Annotated in this window: 24 protein-coding genes; 7 read left to right on the top strand and 17 right to left on the bottom strand. The window is 72.1% G+C overall.

All coding sequences use genetic code 11. The features are described 5' to 3' along the window. Positions 1 to 456: 456 nt before the first annotated feature. Positions 457 to 1,068, bottom strand: coding sequence for a response regulator transcription factor (locus ACZ4MF_RS27655; protein ID WP_003948568.1), 612 nt, complete (start codon positions 1,066 to 1,068; stop codon positions 457 to 459). Between the two features lie 381 nt (positions 1,069 to 1,449). Here ACZ4MF_RS27655 and ACZ4MF_RS27650 point away from each other — a divergent pair, with 381 nt between their 5' ends. After that, the gene (locus ACZ4MF_RS27650; protein ID WP_071370108.1) at positions 1,450 to 1,779 is read left to right on the top strand and encodes a WhiB family transcriptional regulator; all 330 of its coding nucleotides are present in this window, start codon (positions 1,450 to 1,452) and stop codon (positions 1,777 to 1,779) included. 65 nt (positions 1,780 to 1,844) lie between these two features. Here ACZ4MF_RS27650 and ACZ4MF_RS27645 read toward each other — a convergent pair whose 3' ends face one another. After that, on the bottom strand, positions 1,845 to 2,786 hold the full coding sequence (locus ACZ4MF_RS27645; RefSeq protein ID WP_467494593.1) for a LysR family transcriptional regulator: 942 nt from the start codon (positions 2,784 to 2,786) through the stop codon (positions 1,845 to 1,847). An 80-nt stretch (positions 2,787 to 2,866) separates the two neighbouring features. On the opposite strand from ACZ4MF_RS27645, the gene ACZ4MF_RS27640 reads away from it, so the two are divergent. The 3 genes from ACZ4MF_RS27640 to ACZ4MF_RS27630 all read left to right on the top strand — a co-directional run bounded on the left by ACZ4MF_RS27640 (position 2,867) and on the right by ACZ4MF_RS27630 (position 5,189). Next, complete coding sequence (locus tag ACZ4MF_RS27640; protein WP_467494592.1) at positions 2,867 to 3,535, top strand: MOSC domain-containing protein; 669 nt, start codon at positions 2,867 to 2,869, stop codon at positions 3,533 to 3,535. 74 nt (positions 3,536 to 3,609) lie between these two features. Further along, positions 3,610 to 4,383 (top strand): SDR family NAD(P)-dependent oxidoreductase, encoded by a 774-nt coding sequence (locus tag ACZ4MF_RS27635; protein ID WP_467494591.1) that lies wholly within the window; start codon positions 3,610 to 3,612, stop codon positions 4,381 to 4,383. A 98-nt stretch (positions 4,384 to 4,481) separates the two neighbouring features. Then, positions 4,482 to 5,189 carry an ester cyclase gene (locus ACZ4MF_RS27630; RefSeq protein WP_467494590.1) on the top strand — a complete coding sequence of 236 codons (708 nt, stop codon included), beginning with the start codon at positions 4,482 to 4,484 and terminating at the stop codon, positions 5,187 to 5,189. A gap of 76 nt (positions 5,190 to 5,265) precedes the next feature. Here ACZ4MF_RS27630 and groL read toward each other — a convergent pair whose 3' ends face one another. The 4 genes from groL to ACZ4MF_RS27610 all read right to left on the bottom strand — a co-directional run bounded on the left by groL (position 5,266) and on the right by ACZ4MF_RS27610 (position 9,424). Beyond that, positions 5,266 to 6,894 carry a chaperonin GroEL gene (gene groL, locus ACZ4MF_RS27625; RefSeq protein ID WP_356033481.1) on the bottom strand — a complete coding sequence of 543 codons (1,629 nt, stop codon included), beginning with the start codon at positions 6,892 to 6,894 and terminating at the stop codon, positions 5,266 to 5,268. Positions 6,895 to 7,013: 119 nt separating this feature from the next. Next, positions 7,014 to 7,322 carry a co-chaperone GroES gene (groES, locus tag ACZ4MF_RS27620; RefSeq protein ID WP_057584642.1) on the bottom strand — a complete coding sequence of 103 codons (309 nt, stop codon included), beginning with the start codon at positions 7,320 to 7,322 and terminating at the stop codon, positions 7,014 to 7,016. A gap of 237 nt (positions 7,323 to 7,559) precedes the next feature. Continuing rightward, the gene (locus ACZ4MF_RS27615) at positions 7,560 to 8,411 is read right to left on the bottom strand and encodes a polysaccharide deacetylase family protein (RefSeq protein ID WP_467494589.1); all 852 of its coding nucleotides are present in this window, start codon (positions 8,409 to 8,411) and stop codon (positions 7,560 to 7,562) included. Positions 8,412 to 8,479: 68 nt separating this feature from the next. Continuing rightward, positions 8,480 to 9,424 carry a polysaccharide deacetylase family protein gene (locus tag ACZ4MF_RS27610; protein WP_467494588.1) on the bottom strand — a complete coding sequence of 315 codons (945 nt, stop codon included), beginning with the start codon at positions 9,422 to 9,424 and terminating at the stop codon, positions 8,480 to 8,482. Between the two features lie 91 nt (positions 9,425 to 9,515). Here ACZ4MF_RS27610 and ACZ4MF_RS27605 point away from each other — a divergent pair, with 91 nt between their 5' ends. After that, entirely contained in the window at positions 9,516 to 10,679 is a 1,164-nt protein-coding gene (locus ACZ4MF_RS27605; protein ID WP_467494587.1) for a THUMP-like domain-containing protein, read from the top strand. Positions 10,680 to 10,733: 54 nt separating this feature from the next. On the opposite strand, the gene ACZ4MF_RS27600 is transcribed toward ACZ4MF_RS27605, so the two are convergent. The 4 genes from ACZ4MF_RS27600 to ACZ4MF_RS27585 form a co-directional block, all read right to left on the bottom strand. Further along, complete coding sequence (locus tag ACZ4MF_RS27600; RefSeq protein WP_467494586.1) at positions 10,734 to 12,011, bottom strand: RNA polymerase sigma factor; 1,278 nt, start codon at positions 12,009 to 12,011, stop codon at positions 10,734 to 10,736. A gap of 45 nt (positions 12,012 to 12,056) precedes the next feature. Then, complete coding sequence (locus tag ACZ4MF_RS27595; protein WP_467494585.1) at positions 12,057 to 12,410, bottom strand: YciI family protein; 354 nt, start codon at positions 12,408 to 12,410, stop codon at positions 12,057 to 12,059. Between the two features lie 100 nt (positions 12,411 to 12,510). After that, entirely contained in the window at positions 12,511 to 13,569 is a 1,059-nt protein-coding gene (locus ACZ4MF_RS27590) for an LCP family protein (protein WP_467494584.1), read from the bottom strand. Between the two features lie 354 nt (positions 13,570 to 13,923). Beyond that, positions 13,924 to 14,955 (bottom strand): LacI family DNA-binding transcriptional regulator, encoded by a 1,032-nt coding sequence (locus ACZ4MF_RS27585; RefSeq protein ID WP_467494583.1) that lies wholly within the window; start codon positions 14,953 to 14,955, stop codon positions 13,924 to 13,926. Positions 14,956 to 15,151: 196 nt separating this feature from the next. Between ACZ4MF_RS27585 and ACZ4MF_RS27580 the strand changes: the two genes are divergently transcribed. Then, positions 15,152 to 16,030 (top strand): COG4705 family protein, encoded by an 879-nt coding sequence (locus tag ACZ4MF_RS27580; protein ID WP_467494582.1) that lies wholly within the window; start codon positions 15,152 to 15,154, stop codon positions 16,028 to 16,030. Between the two features lie 198 nt (positions 16,031 to 16,228). On the opposite strand, the gene ACZ4MF_RS27575 is transcribed toward ACZ4MF_RS27580, so the two are convergent. From ACZ4MF_RS27575 to tsaB, 4 genes are read right to left on the bottom strand one after another with little or no spacing between them, the layout of a single operon-like run. Continuing rightward, the gene (locus ACZ4MF_RS27575) at positions 16,229 to 16,486 is read right to left on the bottom strand and encodes a hypothetical protein (RefSeq protein ID WP_467494581.1); all 258 of its coding nucleotides are present in this window, start codon (positions 16,484 to 16,486) and stop codon (positions 16,229 to 16,231) included. Further along, positions 16,483 to 17,595 (bottom strand): tRNA (adenosine(37)-N6)-threonylcarbamoyltransferase complex transferase subunit TsaD, encoded by a 1,113-nt coding sequence (gene tsaD / locus ACZ4MF_RS27570; protein WP_467494580.1) that lies wholly within the window; start codon positions 17,593 to 17,595, stop codon positions 16,483 to 16,485. The genes ACZ4MF_RS27575 and tsaD overlap by 4 nt, the downstream gene beginning before the upstream one ends. Then, a complete protein-coding gene (rimI, locus tag ACZ4MF_RS27565; protein ID WP_467494731.1) occupies positions 17,588 to 18,055 on the bottom strand; it encodes a ribosomal protein S18-alanine N-acetyltransferase in 468 nt (155 codons plus the stop codon). The genes tsaD and rimI overlap by 8 nt, the downstream gene beginning before the upstream one ends. A 26-nt stretch (positions 18,056 to 18,081) precedes the next feature. Beyond that, positions 18,082 to 18,738, bottom strand: coding sequence for a tRNA (adenosine(37)-N6)-threonylcarbamoyltransferase complex dimerization subunit type 1 TsaB (tsaB, locus tag ACZ4MF_RS27560; protein WP_467494579.1), 657 nt, complete (start codon positions 18,736 to 18,738; stop codon positions 18,082 to 18,084). Positions 18,739 to 18,861: 123 nt separating this feature from the next. Here tsaB and ACZ4MF_RS27555 point away from each other — a divergent pair, with 123 nt between their 5' ends. Beyond that, the gene (locus ACZ4MF_RS27555) at positions 18,862 to 19,416 is read left to right on the top strand and encodes a hypothetical protein (protein ID WP_467494578.1); all 555 of its coding nucleotides are present in this window, start codon (positions 18,862 to 18,864) and stop codon (positions 19,414 to 19,416) included. Here the strand turns inward: ACZ4MF_RS27555 and ACZ4MF_RS27550 are convergent. The 3 genes from ACZ4MF_RS27550 to ACZ4MF_RS27540 all read right to left on the bottom strand — a co-directional run bounded on the left by ACZ4MF_RS27550 (position 19,413) and on the right by ACZ4MF_RS27540 (position 21,500). Continuing rightward, positions 19,413 to 19,616, bottom strand: coding sequence for a hypothetical protein (locus ACZ4MF_RS27550; RefSeq protein WP_467494577.1), 204 nt, complete (start codon positions 19,614 to 19,616; stop codon positions 19,413 to 19,415). The two genes, ACZ4MF_RS27555 and ACZ4MF_RS27550, sit on opposite strands and share 4 nt — an antisense overlap. A gap of 140 nt (positions 19,617 to 19,756) precedes the next feature. Then, positions 19,757 to 20,278: a tRNA (adenosine(37)-N6)-threonylcarbamoyltransferase complex ATPase subunit type 1 TsaE gene (gene tsaE, locus ACZ4MF_RS27545; RefSeq protein WP_467494576.1), complete on the bottom strand. Its 522-nt coding sequence runs from the start codon at positions 20,276 to 20,278 to the stop codon at positions 19,757 to 19,759. Continuing rightward, a complete protein-coding gene (locus ACZ4MF_RS27540) occupies positions 20,235 to 21,500 on the bottom strand; it encodes an alpha/beta fold hydrolase (RefSeq protein ID WP_467494575.1) in 1,266 nt (421 codons plus the stop codon). Before ACZ4MF_RS27540 ends, tsaE begins: the two co-directional genes overlap by 44 nt. Positions 21,501 to 21,571: the final 71 nt, after the last annotated feature.

Below are 21,571 nucleotides of genomic sequence, written 5' to 3'. Positions count from 1 at the left end.
TCGCAGAGATGTCCGGTGAGGTCGTACGCCCGGGGCACGCCACCCGCGCGCCCGCACCCCGAACCACCCCGCACGGCACCGGCCGTGACCGCTCCGCTCCAGACCGGCGAACCCCGCCGACCTGGGCCTTGCCGGACGACACCGCTCCTGCGGACCGGCGTGTGACAGCACCCGGCGCACGGCGCGCGATCACGGTCCCGCACACGAGGGAACGCCGTGCCGACGAGTCGGCGCAGATGCCCCCGAATGTGACCGGGTCCACCCTGTGACGGCACCTCACAGCAACTCCTCGGGGCGGCCGGGACGCGCATCCGGGGCGTTCACGAGCGCTCCCGGGGCGCGAGCCAAGTCCCGGGGGCGCGCGGCGACTGCCCGGGGCGGCGGGGCCGTCGCCGGCCTCGGGCGAACCGCCCGGGGCCGACCGGTCCCGCCCGGCCCCGTGGGGCCGGGCACCGGCTACCGGACCAGTCCCCAGCGGAAGCCGAGCGCCACGGCGTGGGCCCGGTCCGAGGCGCCGAGCTTCTTGAACAGGCGGCGCGCGTGCGTCTTGACCGTGTCCTCGGAGAGGAACAGCTCGCGCCCGATCTCCGCGTTGGAGCGGCCGTGGCTCATGCCCTCCAGGACCTGGATCTCGCGCGCGGTGAGCGTGGGCGCGGCGCCCATCTCGGCCGAGCGGAGCCGGCGCGGGGCCAGCCGCCAGGTCGGGTCGGCCAGCGCCTGCGTCACCGTGGCGCGCAGCTCGGCGCGCGAGGCGTCCTTGTGCAGATACCCGCGGGCGCCGGCGGCGACCGCGAGGGCCACGCCGTCGAGATCCTCGGCGACGGTGAGCATGATGATGCGCGCGCCCGGGTCCGCCGACAGCAGCCGGCGCACGGTTTCCACACCGCCCAGGCCGGGCATGCGGACATCCATCAGGATGAGATCGGAGCGGTCGGCGCCCCAGCGGCGGAGGACTTCCTCGCCGTTGGCCGCCGTCGTCACGCGCTCGACACCGGGCACGGTCGCGACCGCGCGGCGCAGCGCTTCTCGGGCAAGCGGGGAGTCGTCGCAGACGAGGACGGAAGTCATGACCGCCCTCCGCAGCTGATGCGCGTCACCTTGAGCCTCCAGGCTGGTACGGAATCGTCACCTGTGCGGTCGACCGCCCCGGACGCCTGCCCGAGTGCCGGTGTTCTCAACCGCCTCCGCACTCTCAACGACGGTCACTCGAAAGAGTTACGGGGCTGCATACCGTCATCGGCACTCTACGTGAGGGTCTCGACACGGTGCAGACACGACCAACAGACCCTCAACTTTTCATCACAACCCATGCCCCATTCGGCCGCTTTTCTTCCCGTTTCGGGATGTCCGAGGCTAGATTCGCAATGAGTCATATTTTCATCTCCTTAGACCGGAGATGTACGGTCGTTGGCACCGTATCCGCCCAGAACGGCTACAAGGGGTCACGTAATGGCAGATTTCTCCCGCCTTCCCGGACCGAACGCTGACCTGTGGGACTGGCAGCTGCTGGCTGCCTGCCGCGGGGTGGACAGCTCGCTCTTCTTCCACCCGGAGGGTGAGCGCGGGGCGGCTCGGAGCGCTCGCGAGAACTCGGCCAAGGAGGTCTGCATGAGGTGCCCTGTCCGTGCGGAGTGCGCGGCGCATGCGCTGGCGGTGCGCGAGCCGTACGGCGTGTGGGGCGGCCTGACCGAGGACGAGCGTGAAGAGTTGATGGGGCGGGCTCGCAACCGCCTGGTGTCGGCGTCGACCACCAGCGGGAACACCGCCCCGAGTCATTGAAGGAACGTTTCTTCAACTATTCCGGGCACACACGCGTGTGCCCGTGACCGGTGCCGCCGCGCCGCTTACGCACGCGCGGGCGTGCCCTCGTGCCCCTGTGTGTGCCCCTGTGCGCGCAGGGACACACGGGCCAGTTGCTCCAGGGTCGCCGCCACGGCCGGCACCTGGGCCAGGTCGGGCAGTGTGAGGGCGACGATCTCGCGCCGTACCGCCGGCTCCAGCCGGACCGTGCGCACACCCCTCGGCCGGACCGACTCCACCGCGAGCTGCGGCAGTACGGCCACGCCGAGGCCCGCGCCGACCAGACCGACGACCGCCGGGTAGTCGTCGGTGGCGAAGTCGATGCGCGGGGTGAAGCCGGCCCCCTCGCACACCTCGACCAGCTGGCCCCGGCAGCGCGGGCAGCCCGCGATCCAGGGTTCGTGGGCCAACTCGCCGATGGCGACGCTCTCCGCGCGCGCGAGGTGGTGCCGCTCGGGCACGAGCGCGACCAGCCGGTCCGTCAGCAGGGGCCGTACGACGAGGTCGTCCCAGTCCTCGGCGGCGGCCGCGCCGGCGTAGCGGAAGGCCAGGGCCAGGTCGCAGTCGCCCTCGCGGAGCAGCGCGACCGACTTCGGGGGCTCGGCCTCCTCCAGGGAGACGCGGGTGCCGGGGTGGGCGGCGCGCAGGGCGGCCAGTGCGGTGGGGACCAGGGTGGAGCTGCCGCTCGGGAAGGAGACCAGCCGGACCCGGCCGGCGCGCAGGCCGGCGATGGCGGCGACCTCCTCCTCGGCGGCGGTGAGCCCGGCGAGGATGCCGGAGGCGTGCCGGACGAGGGCCTCGCCGGCCTGGGTCAGGCGCATCTCGCGGCCGGTGCGGACCAGGAGCGGGGTGCCGACCGAGGTCTCCAGGGCCTTCATCTGCTGGCTGACGGCGGGCTGGGTGCAGCCCAGTTCGCGCCCCGCCGCCGAGAAGGAACCGGTGGTGGCGACGGCGCGCAGGACACGGAGATGGCGGGCCTCTATCACCCTCCGAGTATAAGCCCCGCTTGGAGATCGCACCTGATATTCGCTCGACGCTTTGAGATGACCTCCCGTACCGTATGTGCATGAAAGTCCTCACGGTCAATCTGGGCCGCCCGCAGCCGGTGCCGTACACGGACCAGGCGCAGGGCGTGACGGGCATCGACAAGAAGCCGGCCGACGGTCCGGTGCGGGTGGCGGCGCCGGGCCCCAAGGGGACCGGCGCGAGCGGGCTCGCCGGGGACGCCGTGTGCGACCTGCGCCATCACGGCGGGGACGAGCAGGCGGTGTACGCGTTCGCCCGCGAGGACCTCGACGACTGGGAGCGCGAACTCGGCAGATCTTTGGCCAACGGTTGCTTCGGGGAGAACCTGACGACGCGCGGGCTGGACGTCTCCGGGGCGCTGGTCGGCGAGCGCTGGCGGGTCGGCGCCGAGCTGGTCCTGGAGGTGACCTCGGGCCGGATTCCGTGCCGTACGTTCCAGGGCCATCTGGGCGAGCGCAGCTGGGTCAGGAGATTCACCCGGAAGGCCGTGACGGGGGCCTACCTCCGGGTGATCGAACCGGGTGAGATCCGCTCGGGCGATCCGGTCGAGATCGTGCACCGCCCGGACCACGGGGTGACGGCGGCGATGGAGTTCCGCGCGACCACCACCGAGCGGGAGCTGCTGCCGCGGCTGCTCGCGGCGGGCGGCGCGCTGCACTCGGAGGCCCTGGCGCAGGCGCGCAAGTACGTGGCGCAGCAGCGGGGCTGAGCGGCTGTCACCCCGGTTCCCGCACGGGGCCCGCGGCAGCGGAGGCTGTCGGTCCGGGTCACTACCCTTGGGCCATGACAACGGCTCTGATTACGGGATCGACCGCGGGGATCGGCGCCGCGTTCGCGCGGCGGCTGGCGGCGGAAGGGCATGACCTCGTCCTGGTGGCGCGGGACGCCAAGCGGCTGCGCGAGCAGGCCACCGAGTTGCACGACCGGCACGGCATCGAGGTCGAGGTGCTGAGTGCCGACCTGTCCGAGGACAAGGGCATCGAGTCGGTGGCGGACCGGCTGGGCGACCGGAAGCACCCGGTCGACCTGCTGGTCAACAACGCCGGCTTCGGCAACAAGGGACGCTACCTCGACGTGTCCATGGCCGACGAGCTGAAGATGCTCAAGGTGCACTGCGAGGCGGTGCTCCGGCTGACGTCGGCGGCGGCCGGGGCGATGCGCGAGCGGCACCGGGGCGGGATCGTCAACGTCGCCTCCGTGGCCGCCTTCGTGCCGCGCGGCACCTACGGCGCCTCCAAGGCCTGGGTCGTGCAGTTCACCCAGGGCGCGGCCAGGGACCTGGCCGGCAGCGGGGTGCGGCTGATGGCCCTGTGCCCCGGCTTCGTGCGCACCGAGTTCCACGAGCGGGCCGGGATGGGCACGGACAACATCCCGGGCTGGATGTGGCTGGACGCCGACAAGCTGGTCGCGGCGGCCCTGGCCGATCTGGCGCGCGGCAGGTCGCTGTCGATCCCCGACCCGAGGTACAAGGCGCTGATGGGCCTGGTGAAGGTCACGCCCCGGGCGCTGCTGGGCGGGATCACCTCGAAGACGGGGCGCAAGTACGGGCCGCAGTAGCCCCGGGGCGAGCACGGACGACGCCGTCGCCCCGGTGTGAGAACGGGGCGAAAATGGGCGTGACGGAAACCGGGCCAGGGGGGCCGGGAGGCGGCGTCATGACCTTCGTACAACTCATCGAGTGCAGGACGAGCCGGCTGGACGAGATGAACCGGCTCATGGACGACTGGGTCGCGCAGACCAAGGGACGGCGGACGGCGACGCACGCGCTGGTCGGCAAGGACCGCTCGGACGCGTCGCACGTCGTGGAGTTCGTGGAGTTCCCGTCGTACGAGGAGGCGATGCGGAACTCGAACCTCCCGGAGACCGACCGGGTCTTCCAGGGGATCCTCGCCCTGTGCGACGGGATGCCGACGTTCACGGACCTGGACGTCGTACGGGACGACCGGCCGGCCGAGGAGACCGTGCGGCGGTTCTTCGCGGCGCTGACGGCTCCGGGTGAACTGCCACCGCTCAACGACCTGTTGGACGAGGACATCCACAGCCACGACCCGATCAACCCGCAGGACACCCTGGGGCTGGACAACTTCCGCGCCGAGGTCCGGATGTGGCGCGCGGGCTTCGACCTCACGTTCACGATCGAGGACCTGCTCGTGCAGGACGAGCGGGCCTGCGCGCGCTGGACCGGGAAGGCCACGCACAAGGGCGAGTTCCTGGGGATCGCGCCGACCGGGCGGCAGGTCGTCATGAGCGGGACGACGCTGTTCCGGTTCCGCTCCGACGGGAAGATCGCCGAGACCTGGTGGCAGCACGACACACTGGGGCTGATGCAGCAGCTGGGCGCGCTGGACGAGTTGGAGCAGTAGCCCCGCGCGGCGGCGGACAGGGCGAAGGCCCGGCTCCCCTTCCGGGGTGCCGGGCCTTCGCTGACGGGTGCTTGCCTCAGTGGGCGTGGCCGTGGCTGTGACCGTGGCCCGCGGCCTCCGGCTCCTCTTCCTTCTTCTCGACGACCAGGGTCTCGGTCGTGAGCAGCAGGGAGGCGATGGAGGCGGCGTTCTCCAGGGCGGAGCGGGTGACCTTCACCGGGTCGATGACGCCGGCCTTGACCAGGTCGCCGTACTCGCCGGTGGCGGCGTTGTAGCCCTGCCCCTTCTCCAGGTCCTTGACCTTGGAGACGATGACGTAGCCCTCCTGGCCGGCGTTCTCGCCGATCCAGCGCAGCGGCTCGACCACGGCGTTGCGGACGACCGCGACACCGGTGGCCTCGTCGCCGGTCTTGTCGAGGTTGCCCTCCAGGACCTTGGAGGCGTGGACCAGGGCGGAGCCACCACCGGAGACGATGCCCTCCTCGACCGCGGCGCGGGTCGCGGAGATGGCGTCCTCCAGACGGTGCTTCTTCTCCTTCAGCTCCACCTCGGTGGCGGCGCCGACCTTGATCACGCACACGCCGCCGGCCAGCTTCGCGAGGCGCTCCTGGAGCTTCTCGCGGTCCCAGTCGGAGTCGGTGTTCTCGATCTCGGCCTTGATCTGGGCGACACGGCCGTGGACGTCCTCGGTCTTGCCGGAGCCGTCGACGATGGTGGTGTCGTCCTTGGTGACCGTCACGCGGCGGGCGGAGCCCAGCACGTCCAGGCCGGCCTGGTCGAGCTTGAGGCCGACCTCCTCGGAGATGACGGTGGCGCCCGTGAGGACGGCCATGTCCTGGAGCATCGCCTTGCGGCGGTCGCCGAAGCCGGGGGCCTTGACCGCGACCGCGTTGAAGGTGCCGCGGATCTTGTTGACGACCAGGGTCGACAGGGCCTCGCCCTCGACGTCCTCGGCGATGATCAGCAGCGGCTTGGACGCGCCGGCCTGGATGACCTTCTCCAGCAGCGGCAGCATGTCCTGGATGGAGGAGATCTTGCCCTGGTTGATGAGGATGTAGGGGTCCTCCAGGACGGCCTCCATGCGCTCCTGGTCCGTCACGAAGTACGGCGACAGGTAGCCCTTGTCGAAGGCCATGCCCTCGGTGAAGTCCAGCTCCAGACCGAAGGTGTTGGACTCCTCGACGGTGATGACACCGTCCTTGCCGACCTTGTCCATCGCCTCGGCGATCAGCTCGCCGACCTGCTGGTCCTGGGCGGACAGCGCGGCGACGGCCGCGATGTCGGACTTCTCGTCGATCGGGCGGGCCGTGGCCAGCAGCTCGTCGGAGACGGCCTTGACGGCGGCGTCGATGCCCTTCTTCAGGGAGGCCGGGGAGGCGCCGGCGGCGACGTTCTTCAGGCCCTCGCGCACCAGCGCCTGGGCGAGCACGGTGGCGGTGGTGGTGCCGTCACCCGCGATGTCGTTGGTCTTGGTCGCCACCTCCTTCACCAGCTGCGCGCCGAGGTTCTCGTACGGGTCCTCGATCTCGACCTCGCGGGCGATCGTGACACCGTCGTTGGTGATGGTGGGGGCGCCGAACTTCTTGTCGATGACGACGTTGCGGCCCTTGGGGCCGATCGTCACCTTCACCGTGTCGGCCAGCTTGTTGACGCCGCGCTCAAGGGCGCGACGGGCGTCCTCGTCGAACTTCAGAATCTTCGCCATGACAGCGGAAGCCCTCTCGGAAATCTGTGGGTGAAAAAAGCTGCGCCCCGGGCGCCCGGCTTCTTATCGGTCGCGGGGGCCAGGGGCGCAGCTCAGGAGCAAAGGAATGCTCGAAGTGATTACTTCTCGATGATCGCGAGCACGTCGCGAGCCGAGAGGACGAGGAACTCCTCGCCGTTGTACTTCACCTCGGTGCCGCCGTACTTGCTGTACAGGACGACGTCGCCGACCTTGACGTCGAGCGGAAGGCGCTCGCCGTTCTCGAAGCGGCCCGGACCCACGGCGAGGACGGCGCCCTCCTGGGGCTTCTCCTTCGCGGTGTCCGGGATGACCAGGCCAGAGGCGGTGGTCTGCTCGGCGTCGAGCGGCTGGACCACGATGCGGTCCTCAAGCGGCTTGATGGCAACCTTGGAGCTGGTGGTCGTCACGATCCGACCTCCCCCTTCGGAGATCTCACGGGGTTAACTGTCTGAGGTGGCGACCAGGTGGATCCGTCGTCGCGGGTGCCGGACCTGCCCGTCGCGTGTTTGGCACTCTCACGCGTCGAGTGCCAGAGCCGAGACTATGACCGCGATTAGCACTCGGTCAAGCGGACTGCTAATCCGTGCGGCGCGTCGGCCGGACGAAGGTCCGGGACGGCCCTCCGGGAGCGCCTCCGGGAGCGGCTACAGGTAGTCCTCCAGCCGCCCCACCGTCAGCCCCCGCTGCTGGGCCCTGCGCAGCACCCTGATCGTGCGGTCCCGCAGGGTCCGGCCCGTCGTCTCGTCCGGCCCGACCAGGACGATGTCACCGGGGCGAAGGCGGTGCTCGCCCCGGCTGTAGGCCAGGTCGGCCGGGGTCATGGCGGCGCGCCACAGGACGAACGCGGAGATGCCGCAGTCGGTGGCGGCGCGCAGGGTGGTCGTGTCGTACGAGCCGTAGGGCGGGCGGAAGAGGCGGGGGCGCAGGCCGAGCCGGGACTGGAGGCGGTCCTGCTGGCCGCAGATCTCGGCGCGCTGGCTCGCGTACGGCAGTCCGGCCAGGACACGGTGGTCGAGGGTGTGGTTCTGGATGCCGGCGCCCAGCGCGTGCAGCCGGGCGAAGTGGTCGTACCGGGGGCCGGCCACGCTGTCGGTGAGGAACATGCTGACCGGCAGCCGCAGTTCGCGGACCATGTCGACGAAGCGGGGGTCCTTGTCGGCGCCGTCGTCGTAGGTGAGGAAGACGACCGGGTCACGGGTGGGGACGTGGTCCATGACCCGGGGCAGGGAGCGTCCGGCGCTGTGCGGGCTCAGGGCGAGGGTGCGGGCGTCCGGCCGGGGCGGGCGGGCGAGGGGCTCGGTGAGGCCCCAGCGGCGGTAGCGCCGGTCCGTGGCGGGGCCGTGCGGGGCGTGCGGCCGGACCTCTTCGGCGGCCTTGCGACCGAGGCGTTCGATGGGGTCGACGGACTGCGCGCAGCCCGTGAAGAGGAGCGCGGGGAGGAGGAGGGCGGCGCTCAGCGCCCGGCGCGCGCGGCGGGCGGGGGCACCGCCGGGCACAGGGCCGGGTACAGGGCCGGGCACGGGAGTTCGCCGGTGGGGCGGGGCCCAGAGGCTCCTCCCGCGCGTCACAGGTAGTCCTCCAGGCGGGCCACGGCGTAGCCCTCGCGGGTGACCTTGTTCAGGAAGCGGCGCATGTCGTCGACCATCGTGCCGTTCCACTCGGAGCGGCCGCGGAAGTGGGTGAGAACGATGTCGCCGCGGCGCAGCTTCTGGTCGTCCTCGCGGTACTCCCAGTGGTCGACGTACACCTCCTCGTTCCAGATCGGCGCGTACCTGATGCCGCAGGCCTTGGCGGCGCGCAGGCTGTCCTGGTTGTAGTTGCCGTACGGGAAGCGCATGACGGTGGGCGCCTTGCCGAACTGCTTCTTCATGATCTCCTGCATGCCGCAGATCTCGGCCTTCTGGTCCTCGTAGGACAGGCCCGGCAGGTAGGGGTGGTGCAGGGTGTGGTTGTCGAGGGTGTGGCCCTCGGCCTGCATGGTGCGGAAGTAGCCGTAGTCGTCCTTCACCAGGTAGTTGCTGAGGAAGGCGGTGTACGGGATCTTCAGGTCCCGCATCATGCGCAGGAAGCGGGGGTCCTTCTCCGAGCCGTCGTCGATGGTGAGGAAGACGATCTTCCGGTCGGTGGGGATCGTGGTGAAGACCGGGGGCAGGTCCCAGTCCACCTGGTGTTTCACCTCGAAGCCTGCCCGGGCCCTGATCTCCGGTCTCACCCTGGGAGGTGGCGGGGGCGCCAGCGGGACCCCGTTCAGGCCCCAGCGTTTGGCGGCGGCGACGAGGCGGGCGTGCTCGGCGGCCTGCCGGGCCCGGGCTCTCAGGGCCTGTTCGGGGCCGCCCCGGCCGCTGGGGGCGGGGCGGGTCACGGCGGGGCGAGTCTCGACGGGACGGGTCTCGGCGGGGCCGGCGCAGCCGGAGAGGAGGGCGGCGCAGGCCAGGGCGGCGGCTCCGCAGCCGAGGCCGGGACGCCCGCAGTGCGACCAATTCTTATCGTTTTGTACGACTGCTCGCATGACGCCGGATCCTCCCAGGACCGCCCCCCGGATCCCCGGCCGACACCGCCGCCGCAGGCGCGCCGTCCACCGACTGGCCCACAATGACCCGGTGAACGACCTCGCTCTCCTGCTCACCCCCGAAGGCCGCGCCCTCCTCGACGAGGTGCGCGACACCGCACCGGCGGACGAACTCGCCGTCGCCACCCGGCTGCGCCGCGACCACCCGGCCGAGCTGGTGTCGGCCGCGCTCGGCCAGGCCCGGCTACGGCAGCGGGCGGCGGCGAAGTTCGGGGCGGCGGACGCGGGGCGGATGTTCTTCACGCCGAACGGGGTCGAGCAGTCGACGCGGGCCGGCGTGGCGGCGTACCGCGCCGAGCGGTTCACGGCGCTCGGCGTGACCTGCGTCGCCGACCTGTGCTGCGGGATCGGCGGGGACGCGATCGCGCTGGCCCGGGCCGGGATCCGGGTGCTCGCCGTGGACCGGGACCCGGTGACGGCGGCCACGGCCCGCGCGAACGCCGAGGCGCTGGGTCTCGCCGAGCTGATCGAGGTCCGCGAGGCCGACGTCACCGAGGTGGACACGAGCGGGTACGACGCGGTGTTCGTGGACCCGGCGAGGCGGGGCGGCCGCGGCCGCATCTTCGAACCGGAGGCGTACTCGCCGCCCCTGTCCTGGGCGGTCGGCGCGGCCCGTACGGCTCCCCGCGCCGCCCTGAAGATCGCCCCGGGCATCCCGCACGAGGCGGTCCCCGCCGAGGCGGAGGCCGAGTGGATCTCCGACGGCGGGGACGTGAAGGAGGCGGTGCTGTGGTTCGGCACCGGCGCGCCGGGCGCCGTACGGGCCACCCTGCTGCCCGGCCCGCGCACGCTGCTGGGCCGCGGGCTGCCCGACCCGGACGTCCGGGCGGTGGGGCGGTACCTGTACGAGCCCGACGGCGCCGTGATCCGCGCGCATCTGGTCGCCGAGGTCGCGCAGGACCTGGCCGGCGGTCTGCTCGACCCGACCATCGCGTACGTCACCGCCGACGAGCGGCGCCCGACCCCGTACGCCACCGCCTACGAGATCACCGACCAACTCCCCTTCAACGTCAAGAAGTTGAAGGCCCTGCTGCGTGAGCGCGAGGTCGGCACGCTGACGGTGAAGAAGCGCGGGTCGGCGGTCGAGCCGGAGGAACTGCGCAAGAAGGTGAAGCCGCAGGGGCCGAACGCGGCGACGGTGTTCCTGACCCGGGTGGCGGGCGCACCGACGATGCTCGTGGGGCACCCCGCCTGAGCGCTCCGCCGGAAGTGCCGGGATGCGCCGTCGATCGTCTGCGGGCCCGCTCCGTCACGGCAGTTCGGCGGCCCGGCGCAGCAGCAGTTCCCGTTCCTTGTCGTTGCGTGCCAGGGCCGCCGCCCGGGTGAACTCCTCGCGGGCCTCCGTCGTGCGGCCGAGGCGGGCCAGGAGGTCGGCGCGGACGCTGGGGAGCAGGTGGTAGTCGCGCAGGGCGGGGTCGGCGGTCAGGGCGTCGACCAGCCGCAGCCCTTCCGCCGGGCCGTCGGCCATCGACACGGCGACCGCGCGGTTCAGTTCGACCACGGGGGACGGGGCACGGGCCGCCAGCAGCGCGTACAGGGTGGCGATGGCGCGCCAGTCGGTGTCCTCGTAGCGGTACGCGTGCGCGTGGCACGCGGCGATGGCCGCCTGGAGGGCGTACGGGCCCGGGGCGCCCGACGCGGTGGCGCGGTCGAGGGCGTGGATGCCGCGGTCGATGAGGCGCCGGTTCCAGCGGCGGCGGTTCTGCTGCGCCAGCAGGACCGGTTCGCCCTCCGGGCCGGTGCGGGCGGCCGTGCGGGACGCCTGGAACTCCAGCAGCGCGGTCAGGCCGTGCACCTCCGGTTCCTCGGGCATCAGGGCGGACAGGACGCGGGCCAGGCGCAGCGCGTCCTCGCACAGGCCGGGGCGCAGCCAGTCGTCGCCGACGGTCGCCGCGTACCCCTCGTTGAAGATCAGGTAGATGACGTCCAGGACCGAGCCGAGGCGGGCCTCGCGGTCGGGGCCGTACGGCAGCTCGAAGGCGACGTTCTTCGTGGCGAGGGTCCGCTTGGCGCGGACGACGCGCTGGGCGATCGTCGGTTCCGGTACCAGGTAGGCGCGGGCGATCTCGGCCGTGGTCAGGCCGCCGACGAGGCGCAGGGTGAGCGCGGTGCGGGCCTGCGGGGACAGCACCGGGTGGCAGGTGGTGAAGACGAGCCGGAGCAGGTCGTCGTCGATGTCGTCCGGGTCGGCCGGCTCCTCGGGCGGTACCGTCGTCGCCAGGTCCCGGCCGATCTCGGCGAGCTTGCGGGCGTAGGTCTCGCGGCGCCGGATCAGGTCGACGGCGCGGTGCCGGGCGGTGGCCATGAGCCAGGCGCCCGGGTTGTCGGGCACACCGTCGCGGGACCACCGCTCCAGGGCGGCGACCAGGGCGTCCTGGGTCAGCTCCTCGGCGATGCCGACATCCCGGACGATCCGGGCCACGCCCGCGACGACACGCGGGGACTCCAGCCGGAAGACGGTCTCGATGGCGTGCGCCGCGGCGGGGTCCGGGGTGCCGTGCCGTGCCGGGGTGGGCTGTGCTTCCACAGCCCACCATGCAACACCCCTCGATGCCGCAGGGCCAGCGAACACTCAGCCCTCGGCGATCTCCCGCACCTCGCACGAGACGGTCCAGTAGTCCTCGTGCACCTTCAGGAACCGCTTGGTCCACTCGACGGCCTCGGCCTTGTCCTTGCACTGCATGATCGCGTAGCCGCCGACGACCTCCTTGGACTCGGTGAACGGCCCGTCGGTGACGGACAGCTTCCCGCCCTGCCAGCGCACGGTGGTGCCCTGGGCGGCGGGGGTCAGCCCGGCGGTCTCCAGCATCACGCCGGCCTTGGTGATCTCCTCGATCAGCTCGCCCATCCGTCCCATCAGCTCCTCGCTGGGGCCGGCGGGAGCGGTGGACTGGTCGATGTGCACGATCGACAGATAGCGGGGCATGGTGACTCCTTCGGTCCGGGTGGTGGGGTCCGTCCCCGCCACTCACCCATGCGTCGAACGGCGGGACCCGGGATCGACACACCTCCGGAAATATTTTTCTTCAGCGCAGGGACGCCCACAGCGCGCTCGCCGCCGGCTCCTTCGCGATCACCCGGTTGGGGTCGGAGGGGGCCGTGACGACCGGCATCATCACCGTCGTCACATGGTCGGCGGTCAGGGCCTTCAGGCTCTCGCCGAGGCTCATCAGCGCGTTCAGGGAGCCGAGGCCGGTGTCCGTGGTGAGGCCGGCGGTGGCCGCGTCGGCGACCCGGTAGAGCCGGGCCGGGTCGGTGAGCAGGCTGGTGCTCGCCATCTGCTGCAGCAGGGCCTTGACCAGCTTCTGCTGGAGCCCTATCCGGCCGAGATCGCTGCCGTCGCCTATGCCGTGCCGGGTGCGGGCGAGGGCCAGGGCCTGCGTGCCGTCGAGGTGGTGGGCTCCGGCGGCGAGGTCGAGGTGGCTGTCGGCGTCGTGGATGTCCTGGCCGGTGGTGACGTCGACCCCGCCGAGGGCGTCCACCAGCTTGGCGAAGCCGGAGAAGTCTGCCTCCATGAAGTGGTCCATGCGGACGCCGGTGATCGACTCGACGGTCTTCACGGCGCACACCGGCCCGCCCACCTCGTAGGCGGTGTTGAACATCGCGCCGTACGCCACCGCCGTGGACCGGCCAGCGGACAGCGGGCAGGACGGGCGGGTGACGAGGGTGTCGCGCGGGATGCTGACCACGGTGGCCCGGGTCCGGCCCGCGTCGATGTGCACGACCATCGCCGTGTCCGAGCGGGCGCCGGAGCTGTCGCCGCCGCCCAGCTTCCGGTTGGCGCTGCCGCTGCGCGAGTCCGAGCCGAGCACCAGGATGTTCAGGGAGCCGGACGGCAGCGGGGAGGCGGAGGCCGAGGGGGACGGGGTGGTCATCGGCCTGGCGGGGCGGTCGTCGCCCAGCGCGCCGTTGATGTCGACGCTCCTGATGTTGTGGTCGAGATGCCAGTACGCCCAGCCGACGGTCCCCCCGCCCAGCACCAGCACCCCCGCCAGAGCGAGGCCGACGATCTTCGGCGCCCTCGGCCGCCGGCCACCTCGTCCGCCCGTGTCGTCCTGCTCGCCGTGCCCCTCGTGTCGCGTCACGACACAGGAACGTAAGTCCGAATTATTAGGGGACTGTTAGCGGAAGCGGTGGGAGTCGGTTTTTCTTCGGAAATTATCATCCCGCATGTTTCGGCCACATGACCGACTCAATTCGGAGCAGGCGGCGCCAGGGCCTGTCGTCACGTTCCCGTCGTCCGCCCGAAGGGCGGGCCGCGCGGCGTCCGGTGCGTGCGGCTGCACGGCGGAGGAGGGAGTCGACGCGTGGGGCCCCTCCCGCGCGAGCGAAGCCGAGCGCGGGGGAGCCTGCGACCGACGACAACGCGGCCGGGGGTGCCCCCTCCGGGGGAGCGCGTGCCAGTCCCCGCGACGCCGGGATGATCCAAACGACACCCCCTAGACCGCCTGGGGCACATCCGTGCTCGACCGCACCACCAGGCTCGTCGCCAGCTCCACCCGTGTCGCCGCCCGCTCCTGCTGCTCGCGCCCCAGCTCCAGCACCAGCCGGGCGGCCGCCTCGGCCATCTCGGTCAGCGGCTGCCGTACGGTCGTCAGCGGCGGGCCCACCCAGCGGGCCACCGGCAGATCGTCGAAGCCGACCACGCTGAGGTCCTCCGGGATGCGCAGCCCCAGCTCGCGGGCGGCCTCGTACAGGCCGAGCGCCTGGAGGTCGTTGCCCGCGAAGACGGCGGTGGGCCGGTCGGGGCGGCGCAGCAGCTCCAGGCCGAGCCGGTAGCCGGCGTCGTGGTGGAAGTCGCCGCCCACGATCAGCGCGGGGTCGACGGGCAGGCCGGCCGTCTCCAGCGCGGCCCGGTAGCCGTCGACCCGGGCGCGGCTGCACATCATCCGGGACGGGCCGCTGATCGCGCCGATCCGGGTGTGGCCGAGTTCGACCAGGTGCCGGGTGGCGGCGAGGCCGCCCTGCCAGTTGGTGGCGCCGATGGAGGGCACGTCGGGGCCCGGGTCGCCGGCCGGGTCCATCACCACGAAAGGGATGGACCGGCTGGTCAGCAGCGCCCGCTGGGACTCGTCGAGCCCGGACAGCACGAGGACCACGCCGTGCGGGCGGCGCGCGGCGACCTGGTCGGCCCAGGTCCGGCCCGGGGTGAGGCGCCCGGCCGACTCCGACAGCACGACGCTCAGCCCGGCGTCCCGGGCCACGTTCTCCACGCCCCGGATGACCTCCATCGCCCAGGCGCTCTCCAGCTCGTGGAAGACCAGGTCGATCAGCGGTGATCGGGACGCCTCGGCGCGCCGGCGCCGGTAGCCGTGGGCGCGCAGCAGTTCCTCGACACGGGTGCGGGTCGCGGGGGCGACATCGGCGCGGCCGTTGAGGACCTTCGAAACAGTCGGGGCGGACACCCCGGCCTCACGGGCGATTTCGGCGAGGGTCGCCGTCTGGCGTTCTGCGGGCTTCGAAGGTTTCATGCCCGGGATCGTATGAGCCCGGCAGAGCCGGACGGGAGTCCCATGCCGTGAGGTCCTGTGCGACGGGGCGTGAGCGAACAGCGCGAACATTGGCAAAAAGCAAGCCCTGTGCCGCGCGTGTTCAGGAAGCGTTCAGGTTGCCCCTGGGAGGGTCGGGCCGCACTCGACTCCCCCCACAGGAGCACCCTTGACAACGATGCCTTCGACGACGCCTTCGACGGCGAAGTCCGTCATGAAGAAGCTGCCCGAGGTCACCCTCGCGTTCTGGATCATGAAGATCGCGGCGACGACCCTGGGCGAGACCGCGGGCGACCTGTTCGCCCAGACCCTGAAGCTCGGCTACTTCCTCACCACGATCGCCCTGTTCGCGGTCTTCGTGGTGACGCTGGTGATCCAGCTCCGCTCGACGCGCTACAACCCGTTCTTCTACTGGACCGTGATCCTGTCGACCTCCATGGCCGGCACCACCATGTCCGACTTCATGAACCGGGACGACAGCGCCAAGTACCTTTCCGGCGGCGCCACATCGCTCGGCTGGGGCCCGCAGGGCCTCGGCCTCGGCTACCCGGAGGGCGCCGCTATCCTGATCTCCCTCCTGCTGCTGATCTTCCTCGGCTGGAAGCTGAGCGGGATGACCTTCCAGATCACCGAGATCGTCACGTTCCGCGGCGAGGCCCTGTTCTGGTCGGCGATCCTGGTCTCCAACACGCTCGGCACCTCGATGGGCGACTTCCTGTCCGACAGCTCGGGCCTCGGCTACCTGGGCGGTGCCTCGCTGGTGACCGGCCTCCTGCTGCTCCTCGTCGCCCTGATGAAGGTCCCGGCGGTGCCGAACGTCCTGCTCTTCTGGATCGCGTTCGTCCTGACCCGCCCGCTCGGCGCCACGGCCGGCGACCTGCTGACCAAGCCGGTCGCCAAGGGCGGGCTCGACCTGGGTACGGCCGGTTCCTCGGCGGTGCTGCTGTCCGTGCTGTTCGGCCTGATGGCGTACGCGCAGCTGAAGGAACGCCGGGCGGCGGTTCCGGCGACCCCTGAGGCGGAGACGTCGCGGCCGCAGCGGGCCGGGCACCGGTAACGCCGAAGTCCCGCCTCGGAACCCGAGGCGGGACTTCGTGTGGAGCGCCGGGCAGGCCTTGCACCTGCATCTCCCCGCAGGAAGCGGGACGTCTTTCCTTGGACCACCAACGCACTGCGTGCGGGTCGGTTTCCGTTTCCGGTTCCCGGCCGTTCGCTGTGTGATGATCATAGCGCACTCCGGCCGGACCTCTCAACCTCAGTCCCCGGCCACCGCTTCGAACCGCCATCGGTGCACGCCCCGGGTCACCAACTCCGTGTCCGGCTCGGGCAGTTCGGGCAGCTCGGCGGCGTACGGCGCGTCCCACCACGTGATGACCAGCACCCGGTCCTGCGGCGCCCGGAGGGTCTCCCGGCGCAACGGCTCGGCGGCGAGCGGCTGTTCGCGCACCCAGGCCAGCAGCTCCTCGCCCCGGCCGGCGACGGCCCGGGCCTCCCACATCAGCGCGACCGTCACGAGTACAGGTTCTCCTTGCTGACCTCGTGCACATGATCGTGGTCGTGGCCGTGGTCCTGACCGGGCACGTGCGGGTCGGTCACCGGCAGGGAGGAGTCGGCCGACAGGTCCCAGCCGGAGGCGGCACGGCCCCGCGCGACCATCTCGGCGCCGAGGGCCGCCACCATCGCGCCGTTGTCCGTGCACAGCTTGGGACGCGGGACGCGCAGCCGGATCCCGGCGGCCTCGCAGCGCTCCTGGGCGAGGGCGCGCAGCCGGGAGTTGGCCGCGACACCGCCGCCGATCATCAGGTGGTCGACGCCCTCGTCCTTGCAGGCGCGGACCGCCTTGCGGGTGAGGACGTCCACGACGGCCTCCTGGAAGGAGGCGGCCACGTCGCGGACCGGGACCTCCTCGCCGGCCGCGCGCCTGGCCTCGATCCAGCGGGCCACGGCCGTCTTCAGGCCGGAGAACGAGAAGTCGTAGGCCGGGTCGCGCGAGCCGGTCAGGCCGCGCGGGAAGGCGATCGCCGTCGGGTCGCCCTCGCGCGCGTACCGGTCGATGACCGGGCCGCCGGGGAAGCCCAGGTTCAGCACGCGGGCGATCTTGTCGAAGGCCTCGCCGGCCGCGTCGTCGATGGTCGCGCCCATGGGCCGTACGTCGGAGGTGATGTCCGACGACAGCAGCAGCGAGGAGTGGCCGCCGGAGACCAGCAGGGCCATGGTCGGCTCGGGCAGCGGGCCGTGCTCCAGCTGGTCGACGCAGATGTGCGAGGCGAGGTGGTTGACGCCGTACAGGGGCTTGCCCAGGGCGTAGGCGTACGCCTTGGCCGCCGAGACGCCGACGAGGAGGGCGCCCGCGAGGCCGGGGCCCGCGGTCACGGAGATGCCGTCGAGGTCCTTCGCCGAGACGCCCGCCTCCTTCAGCGCGCGGTCGATGGTGGGGACCATCGCCTCCAGGTGGGCGCGGGAGGCCACCTCCGGGACGACACCGCCGAAGCGGGCGTGCTCGTCGACGCTGGAGGCGACGGCGTCCGCCAGCAGGGTGGTGCCCCGGACGATGCCGACGCCGGTCTCGTCGCAGGAGGTCTCGATGCCGAGTACGAGAGGCTCGTCGCGTGAGTCAGCCATGGTTCTTCTCTTCGGTCGCTTGGTCGGTGATCAGGCGCATCACGAGCGCGTCCACGTTGCCCGGCTGGTAGTAGCCGCGCCGGAAGCCGATGGGCTCGAAGCCGTAGCGCTCGTAGAGCTTCTGGGCGCGGACGTTGTCGACCCGGCACTCCAGCATCACCTCGTGGCACTCGAACGCCGTCGCCGCGCGCAGCAGTTCGACCAGCAGCCGCCCGCCGAGGCCGGTGCCCTGCAGGTCGCGGGCGACGGCGATGGTCTGCACGTCGGCCTGGTCGCCGGACGAGGCGAGGCCCGCGTACCCGACGATCCCGCCCTCCCCCTCGGCGACCAGATAGCGGCGGGTCGCCTCGGCGCCCCGGGAGTGGGCCAGCTCGGACCAGAACATGCCCCGGGACCAGGCGTCCTCGGGGAACAGGTCCTTCTCCAGCTCCAGGACCCGGTCGATGTCCCACCAGCGCATCTCGCGCAGTCGCACGCTCACGTCGGTCACTTCGGGGTGACCACCTTGTAGTTCTTGGGCACCTGCGCGTCCGGGCGGCGCAGGTACAGCGGCCGGGGGGCGGGCAGCTCCTCGCCCGCGGCGAGCCTCTCGGCGGCCAGCGCGGCGAGCGCCGCGGCGGAGACGTGCTCGGGTTCGAGGGCGTGCGGGAACGTGTCCGGGTAGAGCAGCGCGCCCGCGCCGACCGCGGGCAGCCCCGCGACCCTCTCGGCGATGTCGGCCGGCCGGTCCACGGCCGGGTCGGTGAGCCGGGTGCGCGAGTCGGCGTACGTGGCCCAGTAGACCTCCTTGCGCCGGGCGTCGGTCGCCACGACGAAGGGGCCCTTCTCGATGTCGGCGGCGTAGGCGAGGCCGTCCAGCGTGCACACGCCGTGCACCGGGACGCCGAGCGCGAGGCCGAAGGTGTCGGCGGTCATCAGACCGACGCGCAGACCGGTGTAGGGGCCGGGCCCGACGCCGACGACGATGCCGGTGACGGCGTCCAGTCCCAGTCCGGCCTCGGCGAGCACACGGTCCACGGCAGGCAGCAGCAGCTCTCCGTGCCGGCGCGCGTCCACCTGGCTCGACGAGGCGACGACGTCCGTGCCGTCGTGCAGCGCGACGGTGACGGCGGGTGTTGCGGTATCCAGAGCGAGCAAGAGCACGCGAACAGCCTACGGCGCCGACGGCTCGGGCATCGCCGTCCCGGTCGAACGGTCACTGACTGCTACGGTCTGTACGAAGTACGACATATCGCATGAGGGCAGAACGAGGCAGAGGTGGGGCACGTGGCAGGGACCAGCTCGGGGATCGTGGTCGGCCTCACCGCGCTGGCCGTCGGCGCCGTCGGCTTCCTCGCCCACCAGGCCCACACGGCCGGACCGGTGGGCCCGGCCGGCCGCCCCGGGGCGACGGCCTCGCCCGCGGCCCGCGCCGGCAAGGCGCCCCGGGACCCCCGGCACCCGACGGCCCTGCCGAGCGGCTCCGGCAGGGGTGAACGGGTCGTGTACTCGCTGGACGACGACCGGGTCTGGCTGGTCGGCCGCACGGACCGGGTGGAGCGCACCTTCACGGTGAGCCCCGGCACCGTCGATCCGCCGCCCGGCTCGTACTGGATCACCTCCCGCTCCAGCGCGGTCATCGGCACCGACGGCACGCCGGTCGAGCACGTCGTGCGGTTCACCAGCGTCGACGGGCTGGCGATCGGCTTCAGCGCGGCGGTGGGCACGCAGCCTCCGGCCGGTCCCGGTGTGCGGACCGGAGGGATCCGGGAGAACCGGGTGGACGGCGAGGAGATGTGGAAGTTCGCGACGATCGGGGTGCCGGTCGTCGTGATTCGTTAGGCGGCGCTGCGCTCCGCGGGGGATCGGGGGAGGTCGTCGTGCGGGTGCGGCTGCGTCGTGGTTTCCCGCGCAGTCCCCCGCGCCCCTTGTGCCCCTGCGGGGCACTCCGGGGCCCGCGGCGGTCTGGAGATCGCGTCCGCCGCCGCGCACGACGCCAGCAGTTCGTGCATCGAGACCCGGGTGGGGCTGGTCGCGGTCATGGACGCCTCCTGAGGTGCGGGGGCGGGCGAAGTTAGGCACGCCTAACTTCGGGCTGGCTACCATATGACCACGCCCGGGACGTCCAGCGCAATATCTTGCCGACGGCCTGTCGGAATCCTGATGTTCCCCAGGCGGAGGCTCAGGCGGCCAGCGTCTCCAGGCCGGCCTCCGCCCAGCGCTCCCCCAGTCCGGTCACGGTCACGTGCCGTACCTCGTCGTCAGTGTCGCCGACGGCGCGGTGGATGAGGATCTGGAGCCGGTCCTCGGTCAGCTCCTCGACCTTGCCCTCGCCCCACTCCACGACGATCACCGAGTCGGGCAGCGAGACGTCGAGGTCCAGGTCCTCCATCTCGTCCAGGCCGCCGCCGAGCCGGTAGGCGTCGACGTGGACCAGGGGCGGGCCGTCGCCGAGAGAGGGATGGACGCGGGCGATCACGAAGGTCGGCGAGGTGACCGCGCCGCGCACGCCCAGGCCCTCGCCGAGCCCGCGGGTCAGCGTGGTCTTGCCCGCGCCCAGCTCCCCGCTGAGCATCACCAGGTCGCCCGCGCGCAGCAGTTTGGCCAGCCGGCGGCCCAGCTCCCGCATCTGCTCGGGAGAGGTGATCGTCAGCCGCGTCTCAACGGGGCCCTGCGGTGCTGCTGGTGCTGCCGGTCGTTCCATAGCCACTAACCGTAGCCCCTGCCGGCACGGCACCGGAGCGGGTGAGCAGATCGGCGAGACGGTCGGTGACCGCTTCCGGGTGCTCCAGCATCACCAGGTGTCCGGCGTCCGGCACGAGCACCAGCTCGCACTCGGGCAGCAGGTCGGCGATGACCTCGCTGTGCTCGCTGGGCGTGACCAGATCCTGCACTCCGGCCAGCACCAGCACGGGCATGTCCTGGAAGGAGGCGAGGGCCGCGGTCTTGTCGTGGTCGGTGAAGGCCGGGTAGAACTCGGCGACCACGTCGATCGGCGTCGACTCGATCATCCGCTCGGCGAACCGCTCGACGGCCGGATCGACGTCCCGCCCGGCGAACGAGTACCGCTTGATGATCCCGGCGAACAGCTCGGCGGTGGCCCGGCGGCCCTTCTCCACCAGTTCCGCCTGCTGCCCGAGCGCCTTCAGCACGCCCGGCAGGATGCGGCGCACCGCGTTGACACCGGCGATCGGCAGCCCGAAGTTCACCTCGCCGAGCCGTCCGGACGACGTGCCGACGAAGGCGGTGGCGACGACCCGGTCCCGGATCAGCTCCGGGTACTGGGCGGCGAGGGCCATCGTCGTCATCCCGCCCATCGAGTGCCCGACCAGCACGATCGGCCCCTCCGGCACGGCGGCGTCGAGCACGGCCTTCAGATCGCGGCCGAGCTGGTCGATGGTGACCGGCACCCGGTCCCGGGTCTGGGCCACACCCCGGCCGGAGCGGCCGTGGCTGCGCTGGTCCCAGTGCACGGTCCGCACGACCCCGCGCAGGGCCGCCCGCTGGAAGTGCCAGGAGTCCTGGTTGAGGCAGTAGCCGTGGCTGAAGACGACGGTGACGGGAGCGGGTGCCTTGCGGCCGAAGAGCCTTCGCCTGCGCGGCGAGACGTGCGGGCCGGTGTCCGGCTCTATCTCCTCGACCTCGTAGTACAGCTCGGTGCCGTCGTCGGCGATCGCCTTGCCCGGGGTGCCGCGCAGGGTGCCGTAGGGGCCCGCGGAGTCCAGGGCCAGCCGGGCCTTGCGGCGCATGCCGCGGCCGACCGTCATCCGCTCGACCGCCACGCCGGCCGCCGCGCCCGCCGCGAGGACGCCTATCGCGGCACCGGCGATGCCGGTCGCGCGGCGCCAGCCGCCGGCCGCTCCCGCGGAGGCGGCGGCCGCCGAGGCGATGACGCCCGCCACGGCCTCCGCGCTGCTCTCGCTCACTGCCGCTCCTCTTCGCCGGGTGCGATTTCGCTGGGTGCGATCGATGGTGCCGTTGTCGCCGCCGTAACAGG

Source organism: Streptomyces sp. NPDC025793, from assembly GCF_055558375.1.
The sequence above is the reverse complement of the archived record's forward strand: the minus strand, read 5'-3'. Positions and strand labels throughout refer to the sequence as shown.

What these genes read in the sequence shown, in the direction of transcription:
- ACZ4MF_RS27655 (WP_003948568.1), bottom strand. Translation starts at nt 1,068, where the DNA reads ATGACTTCCGTCCTCGTCTGCGACGACTCCCCGCTTGCCCGAGAAGCG.
- ACZ4MF_RS27650 (WP_071370108.1), top strand. Translation starts at nt 1,450, where the DNA reads ATGGCAGATTTCTCCCGCCTTCCCGGACCGAACGCTGACCTGTGGGAC.
- ACZ4MF_RS27640 (WP_467494592.1), top strand. Translation starts at nt 2,867, where the DNA reads ATGAAAGTCCTCACGGTCAATCTGGGCCGCCCGCAGCCGGTGCCGTAC.
- ACZ4MF_RS27635 (WP_467494591.1), top strand. Translation starts at nt 3,610, where the DNA reads ATGACAACGGCTCTGATTACGGGATCGACCGCGGGGATCGGCGCCGCG.
- ACZ4MF_RS27630 (WP_467494590.1), top strand. Translation starts at nt 4,482, where the DNA reads ATGACCTTCGTACAACTCATCGAGTGCAGGACGAGCCGGCTGGACGAG.
- groL (WP_356033481.1), bottom strand. Translation starts at nt 6,894, where the DNA reads ATGGCGAAGATTCTGAAGTTCGACGAGGACGCCCGTCGCGCCCTTGAG.
- ACZ4MF_RS27610 (WP_467494588.1), bottom strand. Translation starts at nt 9,424, where the DNA reads ATGCGAGCAGTCGTACAAAACGATAAGAATTGGTCGCACTGCGGGCGT.
- ACZ4MF_RS27595 (WP_467494585.1), bottom strand. Translation starts at nt 12,410, where the DNA reads ATGCCCCGCTATCTGTCGATCGTGCACATCGACCAGTCCACCGCTCCC.
- ACZ4MF_RS27585 (WP_467494583.1), bottom strand. Translation starts at nt 14,955, where the DNA reads ATGAAACCTTCGAAGCCCGCAGAACGCCAGACGGCGACCCTCGCCGAA.
- ACZ4MF_RS27580 (WP_467494582.1), top strand. Translation starts at nt 15,152, where the DNA reads ATGCCTTCGACGACGCCTTCGACGGCGAAGTCCGTCATGAAGAAGCTG.
- tsaD (WP_467494580.1), bottom strand. Translation starts at nt 17,595, where the DNA reads ATGGCTGACTCACGCGACGAGCCTCTCGTACTCGGCATCGAGACCTCC.
- rimI (WP_467494731.1), bottom strand. Translation starts at nt 18,055, where the DNA reads ATGCGCTGGTGGGACATCGACCGGGTCCTGGAGCTGGAGAAGGACCTG.
- ACZ4MF_RS27550 (WP_467494577.1), bottom strand. Translation starts at nt 19,616, where the DNA reads ATGACCGCGACCAGCCCCACCCGGGTCTCGATGCACGAACTGCTGGCG.
- tsaE (WP_467494576.1), bottom strand. Translation starts at nt 20,278, where the DNA reads ATGGAACGACCGGCAGCACCAGCAGCACCGCAGGGCCCCGTTGAGACG.